This window comes from Paenibacillus sp. PastM-3, from assembly GCF_029893965.1.
GTDB lineage: Bacteria > Bacillota > Bacilli > Paenibacillales > Paenibacillaceae > Paenibacillus_AQ.
Genome location: NZ_JARXXP010000007.1, coordinates 149,943 through 166,515 on the forward strand (window position 1 = coordinate 149,943; position 16,573 = coordinate 166,515).

General features: G+C 52.5%; 16 protein-coding genes. 4 read left to right on the forward strand and 12 right to left on the reverse strand.

Annotated elements, in window-relative coordinates:
• Positions 1–24 precede the first annotated feature (24 nt).
• From sufC to M2108_RS13470, 4 genes are all read right to left on the reverse strand, one after another.
• Positions 25–807, reverse strand: coding sequence for a Fe-S cluster assembly ATPase SufC (gene sufC, locus M2108_RS13455; RefSeq protein WP_277469759.1), 783 nt, complete (start codon positions 805–807; stop codon positions 25–27).
• Between the two features lie 232 nt (positions 808–1,039).
• Complete coding sequence (locus M2108_RS13460; RefSeq protein ID WP_277469758.1) at positions 1,040–1,615, reverse strand: DUF1802 family protein; 576 nt, start codon at positions 1,613–1,615, stop codon at positions 1,040–1,042.
• A 255-nt stretch (positions 1,616–1,870) separates the two neighbouring features.
• Positions 1,871–2,335, reverse strand: a complete 465-nt coding sequence (locus M2108_RS13465) for a Dps family protein (protein WP_277469757.1) — start codon at positions 2,333–2,335, stop codon at positions 1,871–1,873.
• A gap of 263 nt (positions 2,336–2,598) precedes the next feature.
• Entirely contained in the window at positions 2,599–2,901 is a 303-nt protein-coding gene (locus M2108_RS13470) for a YunC family protein (protein WP_277469756.1), read from the reverse strand.
• Positions 2,902–3,106: 205 nt separating this feature from the next.
• On the opposite strand from M2108_RS13470, the gene M2108_RS13475 reads away from it, so the two are divergent.
• A complete protein-coding gene (locus tag M2108_RS13475) occupies positions 3,107–3,628 on the forward strand; it encodes a hypothetical protein (protein ID WP_277469755.1) in 522 nt (173 codons plus the stop codon).
• 74 nt (positions 3,629–3,702) lie between these two features.
• Here M2108_RS13475 and M2108_RS13480 read toward each other — a convergent pair whose 3' ends face one another.
• Positions 3,703–4,080, reverse strand: coding sequence for a DUF423 domain-containing protein (locus M2108_RS13480; protein WP_277469754.1), 378 nt, complete (start codon positions 4,078–4,080; stop codon positions 3,703–3,705).
• 173 nt (positions 4,081–4,253) lie between these two features.
• Between M2108_RS13480 and M2108_RS13485 the strand changes: the two genes are divergently transcribed.
• Positions 4,254–4,715, forward strand: coding sequence for a hypothetical protein (locus tag M2108_RS13485; protein WP_277469753.1), 462 nt, complete (start codon positions 4,254–4,256; stop codon positions 4,713–4,715).
• Between the two features lie 94 nt (positions 4,716–4,809).
• Here the strand turns inward: M2108_RS13485 and M2108_RS13490 are convergent, their stop codons facing one another.
• Both M2108_RS13490 and M2108_RS13495 read right to left on the reverse strand, forming a co-directional pair.
• Positions 4,810–5,700 (reverse strand): hypothetical protein, encoded by an 891-nt coding sequence (locus M2108_RS13490; protein WP_277469752.1) that lies wholly within the window; start codon positions 5,698–5,700, stop codon positions 4,810–4,812.
• A gap of 126 nt (positions 5,701–5,826) precedes the next feature.
• The gene (locus M2108_RS13495) at positions 5,827–7,419 is read right to left on the reverse strand and encodes an amidohydrolase (RefSeq protein WP_277469751.1); all 1,593 of its coding nucleotides are present in this window, start codon (positions 7,417–7,419) and stop codon (positions 5,827–5,829) included.
• Between the two features lie 297 nt (positions 7,420–7,716).
• Between M2108_RS13495 and M2108_RS13500 the strand changes: the two genes are divergently transcribed.
• Together M2108_RS13500 and yhbH are read left to right on the forward strand one after the other, a co-directional pair.
• Entirely contained in the window at positions 7,717–8,025 is a 309-nt protein-coding gene (locus M2108_RS13500) for a hypothetical protein (RefSeq protein WP_346780559.1), read from the forward strand.
• Between the two features lie 113 nt (positions 8,026–8,138).
• Positions 8,139–9,329: a sporulation protein YhbH gene (yhbH, locus tag M2108_RS13505; RefSeq protein ID WP_481856906.1), complete on the forward strand. Its 1,191-nt coding sequence runs from the start codon at positions 8,139–8,141 to the stop codon at positions 9,327–9,329.
• Between the two features lie 272 nt (positions 9,330–9,601).
• Here the strand turns inward: yhbH and melA are convergent, their stop codons facing one another.
• The 5 genes from melA to M2108_RS13530 all read right to left on the reverse strand — a co-directional run bounded on the left by melA (position 9,602) and on the right by M2108_RS13530 (position 16,507).
• Positions 9,602–11,107, reverse strand: coding sequence for an alpha-glucosidase/alpha-galactosidase (melA, locus tag M2108_RS13510; RefSeq protein ID WP_277469750.1), 1,506 nt, complete (start codon positions 11,105–11,107; stop codon positions 9,602–9,604).
• A 108-nt stretch (positions 11,108–11,215) separates the two neighbouring features.
• Positions 11,216–12,133: an AraC family transcriptional regulator gene (locus tag M2108_RS13515; RefSeq protein ID WP_277469973.1), complete on the reverse strand. Its 918-nt coding sequence runs from the start codon at positions 12,131–12,133 to the stop codon at positions 11,216–11,218.
• 64 nt (positions 12,134–12,197) lie between these two features.
• Positions 12,198–14,252, reverse strand: a complete 2,055-nt coding sequence (locus M2108_RS13520; protein ID WP_277469749.1) for a methyl-accepting chemotaxis protein — start codon at positions 14,250–14,252, stop codon at positions 12,198–12,200.
• Positions 14,253–14,351: 99 nt separating this feature from the next.
• Positions 14,352–15,197: a sugar ABC transporter permease gene (locus M2108_RS13525; protein WP_277469748.1), complete on the reverse strand. Its 846-nt coding sequence runs from the start codon at positions 15,195–15,197 to the stop codon at positions 14,352–14,354.
• Positions 15,194–16,507 carry a sugar ABC transporter permease gene (locus M2108_RS13530; protein WP_277469747.1) on the reverse strand — a complete coding sequence of 438 codons (1,314 nt, stop codon included), beginning with the start codon at positions 16,505–16,507 and terminating at the stop codon, positions 15,194–15,196. The genes M2108_RS13525 and M2108_RS13530 overlap by 4 nt, the downstream gene beginning before the upstream one ends.
• Positions 16,508–16,573 lie beyond the last annotated feature (66 nt).

Consider the following 16,573-nt stretch of genomic DNA (forward strand, 5'->3'; position numbering starts at 1 on the left):
GTTTCCTCCTTCCTGGTGTCCTGATTAAGCTTCCTGTCCTACAGTTTCGTCTTCAATGCCAAGCTCTTCCTTAACCCATTCATAGCCTTCCGCTTCCAGACGCTCGGCCAGCTCAGGTCCGCCGGATTTAACGATACGTCCCTGCATCATGACATGAACATAATCTGGCTTGATGTAGTTAAGCAGGCGCTGATAGTGGGTAATGACCAGGAAACCGCGCTCAGGGCTTCTCATGGAATTTACGCCTTCAGCTACAATCTTGAGAGCATCAATATCAAGGCCGGAGTCAATTTCGTCAAGAATGACGATCTTCGGATCCAGCATCATCATCTGGAGAATTTCATTACGCTTCTTCTCACCGCCGGAGAAGCCTTCATTCAGGTAGCGGTGCAGGAATTCCGGATTCATCTCCAGTTCCTTCATCTTGGCTTCCATCTGGCGGATGAAGCGGATCAGGGAGATTTCATTGCCCTCTTCACGGCGGGAATTGATTGCGCTGCGCAGGAAGTCGGAATTGGTTACTCCGGCAATTTCACTTGGATACTGCATCGCCAGGAACAGGCCGGCGCGGGCGCGCTCGTCTACAGCCATTTCCAGCAGGTCTTCACCGTCAAGAACGGCTGTACCTTCTGTTACTTCATATTTGGGATGACCCATCAGTGCTGAAGCCAGAGTACTTTTACCGGTACCATTCGGTCCCATGATGGCGTGAATTTCGCCGCCCTTCATCTGAAGATTGATTCCCTTCAGAATTTCCTTTCCTTCAATGTTCGCTTTCAGTCCTTCAATGACAAAATCTGCTGCCATAATTAATATTCCCTCCACTATTCAATTTGCGAAATCAGAAAGTTGTATTGTCACAGGATTTCCCTGATTGCCAGCACAATTATATTTTATATCACATTGTAATAATTATAAACAGAATCATAATGATTATCAATGATTCTCACTAATTTTATTACAAAGGATGTCTTTTTACAAATGTTGCTTTTCAATTTTCACAGCAATTTTACATGATCCGACAGTTAACAACAACATGTTAACTACTTAACGCGGACAGGATTTCCGACCTCCGGCGCTCAAATTCGCTGTCGCTAAGAACCGGCTTCCATTGCTGTTCCGGGGGCGCATCCTTCAGTTCAATCCATGAACGGCAGCCTGAATATTCAGGCAGCACAGGTATGGTTGCCGCAGCTTCGCTCACATATACCCGCAGAAGCAGGACATGCAGCGGTTCCTTGGCTTTCCAGCGAAGACGTTCGGCGGCAAGCTGTTCGCTCCAGATATGGAACGGATACAGCAGCTCCAGCTGTTCCAGATCGCGGACCTCAATATCATCAGTTGCTTCGGCATATGCAGCAACCGATACGGTTCCGCCACCGCCGGCAGCCTCATCGGCCAGCGTCTGCGCGACCAGCGGACGGTAAGGTTCTTTAAGCAGCTCTTCACGCTGATGCTCGTAGGTGGGGTACAGGAAGAATGAGTGGCTTTTCAGCTCAAAACGTCTGGTCTCCTCCGCAATGCCCCCTTTGCGCAGCAGGATGATCTGCTGGCCTCCGGCCAGGGCATGTACAGCGGAAGCCCATTCCTTTAACGCTACAGGATTAATATTCAAGTTCAGTCTCCCCTTTCCGTCTACGTGTACTTAATAGCAGGTTTACTATGGATTATATAACTTGCAGCAGCCATCTACAAATTGTTTGGATCACACCTTCCGCAGAAATATCTGCGGGTTATGGACTTCATTATATTTTACCGCAAAAAAAAATAAAGCCTCCGCACGGGCTATGTCATTAAGAAGCTATAACTTAATAACGTTGCCCGCAAGGGAGGCTCTATTCCATTATCCAGCTTTTATAATGCCGCAGTGTTACGCCCCCAGGAAGGAGCGGAGCATCCACTGGTGTTTTTCCAGATCAGTGCGGATTTTGATGAAGAGATCTGCTGTCGGCTGGTCGCTGCTCTCCTCAGCCAGCTCAATGCCTTCAGTCAGCTCTTCCGCTACAGTTGCAAAGTCCTCGATCAGGGTCTGCACCATACCGCGGGTGTCCTCTTTGCCTGTAGCTTCCTGAATGGTACCGATTTCCAGATATTCCTTCATCGTTGCGGCAGGACTGCCCTTGATGCTGAGCAGGCGTTCAGCCACTTCGTCCATCTTCAGTGTAACATCGTCGTACAGCTCTTCAAATTTCACATGCAGGGAGAAGAATTGCTCCCCTTTGACATACCAGTGATAATTGTGGAGCTTAACATACAGTATGTTCAGGTTAGCCACCTGACGGTTAAGTACTTGTTCCAGTGAAGCTGTATCAACTTTTTTCGTTGCTTTAGCCATTTCTGATCCCATCCTTGTCCATAAAATTTGCCGGCTGCATGTCCATCCTCCGGCAGCAATTGTCTATATTTATTGTACCCCTGATGCCCGGGTACGAAACAACCGCATACCGGCTGTGCCAGCATGGCGAAGATTAGCGGACATGCTTTTTCCTCTTAGTAGGATGACCATGTATTACAGCCTTATCCGCTTTTGTTCCGGCAGCATAAAAGGGGCCGTGAAGGCCCCTGCAAGGCTGTATTTTAAAGATAAAATCTTACTGCCTAGAGCATTAACAGCAGTGCTTCTTCACCGGTCATTCCGGGAACAATCCCCAGCTTCTCAGCTTCAACAGTAACAGACTCCAGCGGAGCAGCAAGCAATTGGGCCAGCGTACGCACACCCACTGCTCTGGCTGCAATGATCTTGCGGTCACCCAGCTTCTCATTAAGCAGGCCTACATCAAGTGCTCCGCACATAATATACCCGCGGTCCGTGCTCACAGTCAGCAGGGTTGTTTTGGGCAGCTTGACCTCGACACCAATCAGCGTATGACCGCCTACTTGAACAGGCTCCAATGTTACCACTTTGCATTTCCTCCTTATAATCACATTCACGATGTATGTGTATGCGTACCAAGGGGCCGGCGTGCGGACGAATGGACTAGGGCGGTCTACAGAATATCTGATTCCCAAGTCCTTCCTCCAGACAAAGAAATATATGCTTATTAGAATTTTAATGGTATAGTTTATTTGGCTTACGAATTGATTTGATGAAAAAGCTGGGGGATTTATGGACAAGAAACTGCAAAATACGGACGGTAATTATTTGTTTAACGTCGACATCCTGATTAACGCCCGTACCAACCCGCTTGCTCTGCAATATCTGCTTGAAATGCTGAACAACAGCGATAAGGTAACGGACTTTAAAATCGTTTCGGGTCTTGAGCTGGGAAGAAGCATCGATACGCTGCTCCGCTCAGCCAAAGCGGCTCTGAATCAGGAGTCACCACAGCCGGTACCGTTTAAACTGCCGCCGAAGCCGGTGAATGAGAAGCCGTTAATTGAAAAGAGAGATAAGCCAAATGCTGCCAAATCCGCTTCCGAAGGGTCTGTAGACGCTTTTGCCAAAATCCGTCATTATATTAAAAGCAATCAGCTGGTCCGTCTGCGGACCAACCGGCCAGGCAACCAGGTCTCCATGCCCTGCCGGATTTTGAACTTTGATGAAGCGTCATCTACGATCAGTGTCTATCATGTCGACGAAAAACAAGTGTATACCTTTAAAATTTATGAAATTGATGAATTTATGTAAGGGTATTCTTTACTGTAAAGAGCAAACAGGCACCTCCCGCGGCGCGGGCAGGTGCCTGTTTGCTTGTGGTGACATCAGCTTTTGCGCGACAGGGCCTCCCAGGCCAGACTAACCCATCCGGCGATGAAGCAGACACCGCCAAGCGGGGTAATGGCTCCCAGGATGCTGATTCCGGATATACTGAGCACATACAGACTGCCGGAGAACAGCACAATTCCCGCTATAAGCAGCCAACCGGCCCAGCGCAGACGGGCACTCTCCCCCCATTGACCTATCAGTACCGCAATCACAAGCAGGCCAATCGCATGAACCATGTGATAATGAACGCCTGTCTCATAGACTGCCAGATCGTCGCCGCTGAGCACAGTCTTCAGCATATGAGCCCCAAATGCGCCAATCATCACGGACAGCATGGCCAAGATTGCGCCCCAGGCCATAAATTTTCGCTGCATTGCAGTCACAACTCCTCTTCATTAAGCTCATCTTATCTTAACTTATTGGTGCCTGTGAATTCCAGCTGGAGGCAACTTCCGGAATTTTCACCGTTAAACCTTGCTTTTACAGCTGTGTTGTGAAAAAGTGGAAGGTATAGAGTCTTCATCCCCATTTACGAGGAGTGCTTAATATGGATCACCAATATCCGTCCAAAACCGACCTTCAGGGCAATCCGCCGGAGTCCTCTCCGGCCGCAGCAGGCATGCAGCCGGAAACAAACCCGGGATATGCCTATCAGGAGAACAAACGCGATTATAAGCATTCCGGACCGGGGATCGCATCCTTCGTGATTGCCCTGGTTACAGTAGTCGGCTATGCCATTTCCTTTGTTTACGCCGGTATGCAGGCTACCTCTATCCTCAGCAGCAGCAATGATGTGATCAATGATTCTTCGCAGACCATCATGCTGCTCGGACTGACGGTCCTTATTCTGGCAGCTGTCAATGTAGCCGGTGCAGTTGTCGGTATTATCGGACTTACTCTCCGCAGGCGCAAGAAGGTATTTGCCATTATCGGTACCGTTATTAATGCCCTGATTCTGCTCCTGTTCATGCTGATGATCGCTACTGTGCTCGTAAATGCCGGTGCCTGATCCACAGGTCTGCCCAGGTAAGCCATAGGTTTGGTGCAGTAAAAAGGCCGCTGCGGATAAATCCGCAGCGGCCTTTTTGGACCATTCTCAGATGTTAACGGTTAACAAGGGAATCCAGTGAAGCATATACATGCGGCCCGAACCCTTCCGACGCTTCGCGCTGCGGGATATTCAGCCGGATGATATAGCCTTGGCCGTCAACCTCTTTGACGATATACTGGTCGGTAAGCCCTGAGCCCATGGCTGTAAGATAGAGCCTCACACCGGACATCCGGCGATCCTGCTCCTCCTGGCTCAGCTTCGTAACCTCTCCCACGGCCGAAAGTGCTTCACGGCCTTCCTCTTCCAGCGCGTCCAGATTGAAATCGGAAGGCAGCTTGGTGATGTCGGCATAATACCCGGGATCCACCTTCATCGCCAGCCTGCCCGCTGCCTGGTCAAAGGTGAAGATATCAAAGACATACAGGGAATAGCCGTCTCCTTCGGCCAGACTGGCGGTTTTCTCCTCTTCCATACCTTCGAGGGTAAGCTTGATTACTTTGGTGGCCGGTAGCCCCTCTTCAGTGGAAGCTTCCCCGCCGTCAGCCTTCTCCAGTCTGGATAACACCCGCTGAACGACTGCAGGATCGCCTTCCACCGGTTTTTCCACGTATTCTATAATGACGGTATCATCCATTTCAAGCGCTGCAGGCGCGTCTTCAGTACCTGCTCCCAGCTCAAATGCGGTTGGTCCTTCTTCTGTCTCGATCTCCACGGAATGATTGTCAATCTGGCCGATATAGGTGCCCGTACCCTGAATGGTCTGCTCAGGCTCCGCAGTAGGTGCCGGTGTAGGTGACGCTGCTGCGGTCTCTGTCTGGACCGGGGCTACGGTTGCCGAGGGTTCGCCGGGTGCTTCTGCCGGGCTCCGGCCGCCGCATGCCGTAATGGCCAGCATCAGGACAGCAACGGCTGCGGCTGCCGGAAATGAACGTTGTGATCTCATGTTGACGGCCTCCTTAGGTTGGCTGGTTTAGTATTGTCTACCCCTATTAACGTTTAACCCGCCGGCAGGGTTGCATAAACTTGTTCTGTTTCCTGACCGTATACCCAGATTCCGGCAGGAGTCTGCTTAACCGGCACTGTAAGCCACAGCACCGTTGATTACGGTCATCCGCACTTTAGCCTCAAGCAGCTCTTCCGCATTCGTAAGGATATCACGGTCTGCAACTGTGAAATCTGCCCGGTAACCGGGCGCTATGCGCCCCCGTTCCAAAGACTCTCCTGCAGCAGTTGCACTGCCCTCCGTGAACAGCCGGAGCGCTTCCTGCGGACTAAGCTTCTCTTCAGGCAGATAGCCTTCATGATGCTCTCCGGGTCTGCAGCGGGTAACGGCGGCATGCATCCCGAGGAACGGGCTCAGCGGCTCGATCGGGGCATCGCTGCCTCCGGCGCAGGGAATGCCCGCATCCAGGAGCTTCTTCCATGCGTAGAGATAACCGGTTCTGGCCGGGCCGACCCGGTCCAGCACCCATGGAAAGTCGCTCGCTACAAACCGCGGCTGAATATCGGCAATCAGCCGCATGCCGCGCATTTGACTGACCAGGCTGCTGTTCAGCACCTGGGCGTGTATGAAGCGGTCCGGAAGCGCCGCATCCGGCTGGAGCGGCACATGCCGCATTGCGGCCAGCGTCATCCGGGCCGCCGCATCGCCGATGGCATGCACCGCCACCGGATACCCCAGCCTGCGGGCAGCGCTGACGATGTCATTCAGCGCCTCCTGGGTATGGATCGCGATGCCCGAGGTTTCAGGCGCGTCGCTGTAGGGCTGCTCCAGCAGGGCTGTCCGGCCGCCGATCGCCCCGTCGGCGAACAGCTTGACCGCGCCAAGCCGCAGCCACTCATCTCCGCTGCCTGCGGCCAGCCCCAGCTGCTCCACCTCCTGCAGATAGGCATAGTAGAGCAGCTGATGGGTACGGAACAGCAGCCCTTCCTCCCGCAGCTCACGGTGAATGCGCAGCATCGTCTCCACGCTGCCCAGGAAACGCAGGTCCTCCGTGTGGACCGCGGTCAGTCCAAGCGAGAGCGCATCCGTGATGCCGCGGCGCACCGCCTGTTTCAGGGCGGCATAATCCGGCGCCGGCTGCACCTCATTGAACGGCTGGACGGCATCCTCGTAGATCCAGCCGTTCAGCTCGCCTCCGCTGTCGCGGCCGTAAGCGCCGGAGGCACAGTCAGGCGTGGAAGCCGTGACGCCTGCCCGCCGGAATGCCTCGCTGTTGCCCAGAAAAGCGTGGAAGCAGGTCCGGGTCAGGAACACCGGATGCTCCCGGGTCACGGCGTCCAGCTCAGATATATGCGGAGCGGCCGCAGGACTGAATTCATTTTCGTTCCAGTTAAGGCCGAGAATCCATTCCCCGGGAGGCGTAACCGCCGCCCGTTCCTTAATGGCTCGCAGCATCTCCTCCTTGGAGGTCATGCCCGTGAAATCCAGCATGTCCAGCTTCATCCCGTGCATGCCCAGATGAACATGGGCGTCTACAAGTCCGGGCAGGACATGCCCGCCGTCCCAGTCAATAACCGCCGCCCGGCGCCCGGACAGCTGCAGGGAGAGCTCACTCCCTTTTCCGACAGCCCTGATGAAGCCGTCCTCCGCGAGTACAGCATCATATCCGGGATAGCCTGCTGCGGCCAGGTTTCCATTTTTGAACAAGGTTAACGTCATTTATAAGCTGCTCCTTTATTTTTGGAATCTTTTGCTTATTAAGAGGAAGAAAAGCGCTGTAGTACGGTTTCTTTACTGCGTCATAAGATCTACCGGAAGCAGGGGCCGGTTCCGCCAAAGAATCAGGTTATCTGGGAATCGACCGGACCTCGTACCCCGGAGTGGAAGCCATCCTGAGTTTCTCTAAAAATTTTGCTATGGACAAACCAGTAACCTCATCCTCCCTCATAGGCTAATATATCACAAGAAAGATGGCACATCGGAACCTATACCGTAGCCGGGGTAGTCGGCACCATAGTGATCTCAGGTGATTCAGCAGCCAACCATGCCGGCTGGACCCTTGGCGTCATCTACCAGAACCCGTCGCTGCCTTTCCGCAATATGTCGCTGCGCGCCGGTGCTGTACTGGTCCAATCGACTTCAGCACCTGTGGTCACCACCATTACAGGCTTTGCCACCCCTGTAACCGGTGCGCTCGGCGGACGCATTTTGTTCAGTGCACAGGAAGGCGATGCCAACCGTTCCGGTGACCAGGCATTGTTTGGCCCTACCTCCGCTAACCAGGCTGCGCTGTCCGGTCCCAATAACTTTGCCAACAACTTTTAAGCTACCGCCTGATTATTGATGAGATCGGTGAGTAAAGACTGTTCACATATCCCCCATCCCCATGAATATACTTTAGTTACAACCCTGTCAGCAGACTAAGGCTTGTGCAGCGACTGATTTATATTTCATGGGAGGTGGTCATCCTGCCGCAATCACCGGAGCCATATGCGTTTGTTGTCTCGAAAGAAGACTGGTCCCTTCACCGTAAAGGCCATCAGGATCAGGAACGTCACCAGCAGAAGGTCAGGGAAGCCATCAAGGATAATCTGCCCGACCTGGTTACCGAAGAGAACATTATCATGTCTGACGGCAAGCAGATTGTAAAGGTGCCGATCCGCAGTCTGGATGAATACCGGATTATCTATAACTTCCGCAAGCAGAAGCATGTCGGCCAGGGAGACGGAGACAGCCAGGTGGGCGATGTGCTCGGCCGTGACTCCCAGTCCTCCCAGCCGGGCAAGGGTGACAAGGCCGGCGATCAGCCGGGCCAGGATACCATTGAAGCAGAGGTCAATCTGGAGGATCTGGAGGACATTCTGTTTCAGGATCTGGAGCTTCCGCATCTTGCCCCCAAGGATAAGGAAGAAATTGAGGTCAAGTCGATTGTGTTCAACGATATCCGCAAGAAGGGCATGATGTCGAACATCGACAAGAAGCGTACACTGCTGGAGAATCTGCGGCGCAATGCCAGCAGCGGGAAGCCAGGCATTCACAGCATCAGCCCCGATGACCTGCGCTATAAAACATGGGATGATGTCACGGTCCCTCACTCCAATGCCGTTATTATAGCAATGATGGATACTTCAGGAAGCATGGGGACCTTCGAAAAGTACTGCGCCCGCAGCTTCTTCTTCTGGATGACCCGCTTCCTGCGCCGCCAGTACGAGAAGGTCGATATTGTCTTCCTCGCCCATCATACCGAAGCCAAGGAAGTCAGCGAGCATGATTTCTTCACCCGGGGCGAGAGCGGCGGTACCATCTGTTCGTCAGCCTACCAGAAGGCGATCGAGATTATCGACAGCCGCTACCCTCCGGCCAAATATAACATCTATCCTTTCCACTTCTCTGACGGGGATAACCTGACCTCCGATAATGAGCGCTGCGTCAAGCTGATCGGCGAGCTGCTGAAGCGCAGCAACATGTTCGGCTACGGTGAGGTCAACCAGTACAACCGCAGCAGCACACTGATGTCCGCCTACCGCCATCTGAAGCAGGAGCAGTTCATGCATTATGTCATCAAGGACAAAAAAGAAGTGTATCAGGCGCTCAAGACCTTTTTTGGCAAAAGAATTGCGGCAAAGTAAGTATAGGCTTACCTGAAACCTCTTCCCTCCAGGGATGAGGTTTTTGGGCTGAGCGGGGCTGGATCGAGCTGCTGGCGAACGGCAAAAACTGATGGAGGAGGGACCGGAATGAGTCTCGCAAAATGCAGATTTTTCAGTGACTAAGAGAAGGAAGAAGCATGACCAGCTGATCCGGGAGTAAGGCTTCAATTACGGCGCATTCTCTTATGTAAAAATAGGCCGAAAGCAGACATTCCCTGCTCCCGGCCTTCCATTCGAATTAGTTCACCTTCTTAGTTCACTTTCTCGCGGTCCTTGCCCTTGTCGGATTCACCGGCATTTTTATTGGCGGCATCGCGGTCCTGCTGCATTTCCTCCACTGTCTTCACTTTCAGGCGTGCTGCTCCTTCGTTGTCTGTACGGGTAGGAATCAGGTTGCCTGAAGCCAGGCGTTCCTTCGCTGCGGCAATCGCCGTCTTGTACTGCGGCAGCCACTGCTCCCCGGCCACGAGCATCTCATCGACCATCTGCCAGATTTCCTTCGGATTGCAGACTGCCCCGACCAGCGGGTCCATCATGAACGCCTGGCGCAGCAGCTGATCGTCCCCGTGCACCGCTGCTTCAACCGCCAGACGCTGTACCGATATGCTGACATTGCAGACCGCAGCCGGACCAAGCGGCAATTCACCGACCAGCGGCATCGAGATGCCGTTATGGTCCACATATCCCGGAGCTTCGATAATAGCATCTGCAGGCAGGTTGGCGATTACGCCGTTGTTCACAACATTGAAGTGGCCCCGGTATACCCGGCCTGTCTCAAGTCCTTCAATAATATAGGAGCCATGCTCCTCCCCGCGGTTCTCCGCCGTATACGCAAGTGCAGGATCCTTCATCCAGTTCGGAAAATCCGTCTCGAACCAGTTGCGGCCTTCTGTGCACACTCGCAGGTAACCTCCTGTTTCGCCGTTAATCCAGCTGCCCAGATCAATCCAGTCCATAATTTCGCCGCTGCGTTTGCGGTACCATGGCACATATTCGCTTAAGTGGCCGTTGGATTCCGTGCTGTAGTAACCGAACCGGCGCAGCATATCAATCCGCACCTTCTCTGTCCGGCTGTACTCCGGATGACGCTCGAACGCTTCCAGTAGGCCTGCCGTCAGATCCTTGCCCTTATGCTTCGCCGAGATATACCAGGTCTGGTGATTGATGCCGGCACAGATAATGTCCACTTCTGATTTCTCCAGCCCGTATACCTCGGCAATCTGGTGATGTCCGTGCTGCACGCCATGGCACAAGCCGATCGTCCGGACGCCGCCGTATTTGTTGCAGGCCCAGGTCAGCATGGCCATCGGGTTGGAGTAATTGAGCAGCAACACATCCGGCGAAGCCACTTCACGGATATCACGGCAGATCTCCAGCATCTCTGCAATTCCGCGCTGCCCGTACATAATCCCGCCGGCACACAGCGTATCGCCCACACATTGATCCACCCCGTACTTCAGCGGAATATCCACATCGGTGGCAAAAGCCTCCAGCCCGCCCATGCGGATTGTACAAAATACGTACTTGGCATCCTTGAGGGCTTCTCTGCGGTCAGTAGTAGGCTTGATATGGATCGACAGCCCGTTCTCCGCTATATCCCGCTGGCACAGCTCGGTGACCATCTGAAGATTGTGGCTGTTAATATCCATAAACGACACTTCAATATTGCTGAATTCCTTTACAGTCAAAAGGTCGCGCAGCAGCCCGCGGGTAAACCCGATGCTGCCTGCCCCGATAAAGGTCACTTTAAAAGACATCGTAATCATCCTCCGTATAAGGTTATTCTACCTGTCCATTGTAGCAAGGAGACTAACGGAAGCGTAACCAATATCATGACCAGTTTACTGTTAGATTGTCAACAATTCTCACTTTTCATCTGTAAACGAGCTGATTTCACTCCAGGAATAACGTTCGATGGAGTTACGGTATTCGACTGGAGTGACGCCGGCATACTTTTTGAACAGCAGATGAAAATACTGCCTGCTGCTGATTCCGACATAATCGGCAATCTCCGCCACCGGGATCTCACTCTGTCCGAGCAGCATTTTGGCCTTCTCCATCCGCAGCAGATTGAGATAATCCGTCAGCGTCTTGCCGGTCTGTGCCTTGAAAATGCGGTGCAGATACCCGGGATGTACACTGACGGCCGCTGCGACCTCCTTGACCTGAATGCTGCGGTCATAATTCTGGTGCAGGAATTCGATGGCCCGCCGTACATAGAGCTGTGAGGGTTGCTGGCTGGCTAACAGCCGTTCACGGCGCAGCCTGGAGAGCCGGAGCAGCAGCTCTACGAACAGCAGCTGAACGAGGCTGCCTCCCTCCTTGCCATACTGGTCCAGTTCCAGCACCAGCGCCTTCAGCACATGAAAGACTTCCTCCGGATCAGACAGCACGAGGCTGATGAACGGTTTTTGCAAAAAATCAGCCAGTTCTCCTTCCTCCCGGGCCAGTCTGCTCAGTGACGGAGCAACTCCCTTGTGCTCGGCAAAGCCAAACTCCACATTCAGCATCCGGCAGGCGCTGCCCGGTTCAACGATCAGCCGGTGCGGGACACTGGCGTCGAGCATAATCAGCTCACTGCGTTTTAAGCGGAACTGCTCCTCATGACCAGCAGCACTGCGGACATCCACCGCGCAGCCCCCGGAAATGACATACATGATTTCCGTCGAGTTATGCTGATGAAACGGCATTGTATATTGATCCCACTGCTTATAATAGTAAGCAAAAAAATGCGGGCTATATTCCTTCTCCATCAGTGACTGCTGAAACAGGCTCCCGCTCAGCTCATTCATGCTGTTCACTCCCTTCCATCTTGCAGCCGGTTAGCGGATCTTGGCTCTACTATAGTCAGCCTTCAAAAGAAACCAGTGACTGCTTCAGATTCTCTGCCAGCTCCTCCAGCTTCGCTGAAAGGGCAACCAGCTCCTCGCTGACGATGAATTGCTGCGACGACATCGAGGCTACCTCCTGGGTGGATGCGCTGGTCTGCTGCACAACCGAAGTTACGCTGGCCATCGATTCACCGAATTGGCGCTGGAATCTCTCCAGCTCAGCCACGGAGGATGAGGACTCGCTGATCAGCTCAAGGAAAGCTTCCATTTCCGTCCGGACACTCTCAAATATAACAGAGGATTCCCGAACGGATGTAATCTGCTCCCGAAACAGCGGGCCGGCTTCGCTTACGACCTTCACTGTATTTTCAATATGGCGGCTGATCTCCTCTGTTATTGCAGAGACAGACTGGATCGATTGATTGGACTGGTTCGCAAGCCCTCTGATCTCATCGGCAATGACAATGAACCCTTTACCGGCCGCCCCTGCACGGACCGCTTCGATTGAAGCGTTCAGCGCAAGGATATTCGTCTGCTTGTTGACGGCTATCATCGGGCTCAGGATACTGCGGATCAGATGAGTGCTCTCCTGCAGCATAGCAGAGTTCTCCTGTATCAGATTCATCATCTGGACTGTGGATTCACTCTGCTTGACCAGCGTCTGCATCAGTGTAGCCCCCTGGTCACTGACCGTCAATACCCGCTCTGCCGTTCTGTCCATAATGGAATTGATTCCGGCCACCTCCTGCATCTTGGTGCCCATCATCTCCACATTCCGGTTGCTGGCTTCGGCTTCTGCTGCCAGGCTGGCTGCACCCTGCGCAATTTCCCCGGTTGCTTCCGCAACCTCTTTTGCATGATTGGAGGTTGCACCGGATGCTCTCACCAGCTGCTCTGATGTTGCCAGCACTTCCGCTGCCGATCTGCTGCTCTGGCCGGCCAGAAGGGAGATCTGTTCCATCATCTTGTTGAAGCTGTGGCCCAGACGTCCAATCTCATCCTGGCCTTTGAAATTCGTCCGGACCTGCAGATTGCCCTGCTCGCCTTCTTCCATAAGCCTGGCCAGCTTGCCGAGCGGACGGCCGATCAGGCGTACCAGAATATAACCGATCAGCAACGCTATCAGAGCTGCTGCTAGCACTACTGCTAAAGTGATATAGAGCAACCTCTCGGCGGATTTGGTAAAATCGCTGACCGGGGCGTAGCCGAGAAGAGTCCATCCTCCGGTATCCAGCGGCTGGTAGACTGCCAGCTGGGACTTGCCCTGCTCATCTTTGGCTGTAAAGGACTGTTTCTGCCCGTCCTGTGGTTCAGCGGCAGCTTGTATGTATGAGGCCTGTCCTAGCAGCGCATTGTCCGCTCCATACACAATGCTGCCCTGCGGGTCCAGAATACGGATTTCTCCGGTCTGACCGATATGGAGGTTTGACAGCACATCCGTCAAGGCGCTTCCCTTAATCTCAATAAGCATATAATATTCGGCAGCCGGGTTCTGGATGTTACGCAGCAGCCGGCCCATCGTCATGGATGACTCGCTATACATCTCGAAGAACCCTTTATCCAGTACCGGGAACCAGACCGGCTGGCCCTTACCTTCGTCGATCTTTTTAATTCTTGACTGAATCTCGTCACCGCCCCGGACAGCGCTGACTCCGGCCGATTTGTAGGACTGCGCATCGACCAGGCTTCTGGAAACGAGGCGTATGGCGACCAGCCGCTCGTCGGACCCTTTTACCGAATCCAGCTTGCGGCGTATGCGGTCCTCGGCTGCTACCTTGGCTACCGTTCCGGCCGCCGGATCATTGACCAGCTCCATATCGGCTTTCAGTGTAGAATCGACTGCAAACTGTCTTGAGAGCGCTTCATATTCTGCAAACAAAAAATCCAGCTTGTCCGCTGCCTGAACAATGGACTGCGAGGAGGCTGCTGCTACTTCATCCGTAATAATGCCTTTGGCTGCATAATAAGAGGTAAGTCCAAGCACGGAAGACAGCAGGACAATGGTACCGAAGAGAATAACAAACAATTTGACACCTACCGATTTCAATTGCACATTTCGCGGCCGTTTCATCAGGCTCCCTCTCCTCATAACAGAAATAAACAGGGTACCCCCTTACTGAACTGCATAAAGGTGTACCCTGTTTTCATGGAATACTGTAATATATGATCGTTATCCTTTGCTGGCACCGGCGGTCAGACCGTCAACCAGCAGCCTTTGCAGGAATCCGAAAAGGATCATAATAGGAACGGAGATCATTACCGCTCCGGCAGCGAAGAGCGTAAAGTTCGAATTCTGCTGGCTGTTGACCATATCCCACATACCTACAGCAACCGTCCAGTTCTCCTTGGTCCGCAGAACAAGCTTGGCGAAGATGAAGTCTACCCACGGGCCGACAAACTGGGTCAGCGCCATATAAGTGATCATCGGACGGGATAACGGCAGGATAATCCGGATAAAGATCCCGAAATTGCTCGCACCGTCAATACGTGCCGCTTCATCCAGCGAACGCGGTATGGTATCCAGGAAGCCCTTGGCAATCAGCGTTCCGCCCAGCGGCGCTCCCGCCGCATAAACAATAATCAGAGCCAGATGCGTATCAAGCAGATCGAATTGCTTCAGCAGCAGGTAGATGGCAATCATACTCATGAAACCCGGGAACATCCCGAGAATCAGCAGTGTTGACATCGTGGTCTTGCGGCTTTTGAACCGGAATCTTGACAGAGCGTAGCTTGTAAGCAGTGTTAACAGAACACCGATCAGCATCGAAAATACGGCAATCTTCAGTGTATTGGTGTACCAGGTGCCGAACATGTAAATATCTGAAGTAAACAGCTCTTTGTAATGAGAAAGAGTGAACTGCTCAGGGATCAGTGTCTTGCTGTACAGGGATTTACCGGGCCGGAAAGAGGCCAGAAGAATCCACAGAGCCGGATACAACGCTACAACCGCCATAACAATCAGAACTATATAGCTTGCAGCCAGGCGTACGATATTCGCGAATTTGCGTCCGATCATTGGATCATATCCTCCTCTTTAAATGACTTGGTCCGGCGGTAATTGTACAGGGAGAATCCGGCCACAATGATAAAGATGATAATCCCGATTGCGGAAGCCATATTATTTTTGTTCTGGTCAGCCGTTAATTTATAGAGCCAGGTAACCAGCAAGTCGGTTGAGCCGGCATATTGATAGTTACCGTTAACCGGGGCACCGCCTGTCAGCAGGTAAATGGCGTTAAAGTTATTGATGTTGCCCGCAAACTGCATGATCAGTGTAGGTGCGGTTGAGAACAGAATCATCGGCAGGGTAATGATCCGGAATTTCTGATAGTTTGTTGCACCGTCTACTTCAGCAGCTTCATACATATCACGCGGAATGGTAGTCAGCACACCCATAACCAGCAGCATTGAAACTGGTATCCCTACCCACATGTTAACGAGGATGACCGTCACTTTTGCCCAGAAGGGGTCAGTTAGCCACGGCAGCCCGCCAAGTCCGAAATATCCCAGATACTGGTTGATCGGACCGAACTGCCCGTTGAACAGGTTGCGCATAAGCAGGAGCGAGATCATCTGCGGAACGGCATACGGTACAATCAGAATAATTCTCCAAAAGCCTTTGAAGCGTATCCCCTTCTGGTTAACCAGCAGCGCCACAAGCACGCCGCCGAAGTATGTAGTAACCGTCGAGAGCACCGCCCAGATGATCGTCCATGTTAATACGCCATAGAAGGTTTCGCTCCATGTTTTCAGGAACAGCAAATTGCGGAAGGTTTCAAAACCGACCCAGTCAACCAGCTTGGCAGGCGGAATATGATCCGGTGCAGCAAAGTTGGTGAACGCCAGCATGATCATAAAGATAATCGGCATAATCGTAAAGAACAATATGCCTACGCTGGGCAGAATCAGAAACGTCTGGGCAAACTTATAATCCAGAATATATCTGACCGTTTGCTTGAATGTATTGGACTCAAGACCGGCATCGCGTGCCGCTCCGATCTTATAAGCATCTCTAATGTTTATAAACCAGGCAAACAGAATAATGATGAAAAACAGGAGAGTAATCAGACTCTCAATCATAATGAAGATGGAGTGGTCACCTGCGACCATTTTGGCAATTCCATTTACTTTTTCAAGACGGTTTGGAGTATCTCCCAGTGTGGTGATGCCCCAAATAGCTCTTCCAAGATTATTGATAAAATAGATTAGGCCTAACGCCTCTATTAATAAGAAGATAAGACCCTTGATGAATTGGCGGTTGTATATTTGTCCCAATCCCATAAATATGGTCGACAGTATTGCGGCTCTCGTACGGTGTCGCTGCATTTCCCTTCCGTTCTCCTCTCCGCGCGGAATTCAGGAAACTGCCCGCCGGTGAAGTTTCGGCGGGCG

What these genes read in the sequence shown, in the direction of transcription:
- sufC (WP_277469759.1), bottom strand. Translation starts at nt 807, where the DNA reads ATGGCAGCAGATTTTGTCATTGAAGGACTGAAAGCGAACATTGAAGGA.
- M2108_RS13465 (WP_277469757.1), bottom strand. Translation starts at nt 2,335, where the DNA reads ATGGCTAAAGCAACGAAAAAAGTTGATACAGCTTCACTGGAACAAGTA.
- M2108_RS13475 (WP_277469755.1), top strand. Translation starts at nt 3,107, where the DNA reads ATGGACAAGAAACTGCAAAATACGGACGGTAATTATTTGTTTAACGTC.
- M2108_RS13480 (WP_277469754.1), bottom strand. Translation starts at nt 4,080, where the DNA reads ATGCAGCGAAAATTTATGGCCTGGGGCGCAATCTTGGCCATGCTGTCC.
- M2108_RS13485 (WP_277469753.1), top strand. Translation starts at nt 4,254, where the DNA reads ATGGATCACCAATATCCGTCCAAAACCGACCTTCAGGGCAATCCGCCG.
- M2108_RS13490 (WP_277469752.1), bottom strand. Translation starts at nt 5,700, where the DNA reads ATGAGATCACAACGTTCATTTCCGGCAGCCGCAGCCGTTGCTGTCCTG.
- M2108_RS13495 (WP_277469751.1), bottom strand. Translation starts at nt 7,419, where the DNA reads ATGACGTTAACCTTGTTCAAAAATGGAAACCTGGCCGCAGCAGGCTAT.
- melA (WP_277469750.1), bottom strand. Translation starts at nt 11,107, where the DNA reads ATGTCTTTTAAAGTGACCTTTATCGGGGCAGGCAGCATCGGGTTTACC.
- M2108_RS13520 (WP_277469749.1), bottom strand. Translation starts at nt 14,252, where the DNA reads ATGAAACGGCCGCGAAATGTGCAATTGAAATCGGTAGGTGTCAAATTG.
- M2108_RS13525 (WP_277469748.1), bottom strand. Translation starts at nt 15,197, where the DNA reads ATGATCGGACGCAAATTCGCGAATATCGTACGCCTGGCTGCAAGCTAT.
- M2108_RS13530 (WP_277469747.1), bottom strand. Translation starts at nt 16,507, where the DNA reads ATGCAGCGACACCGTACGAGAGCCGCAATACTGTCGACCATATTTATG.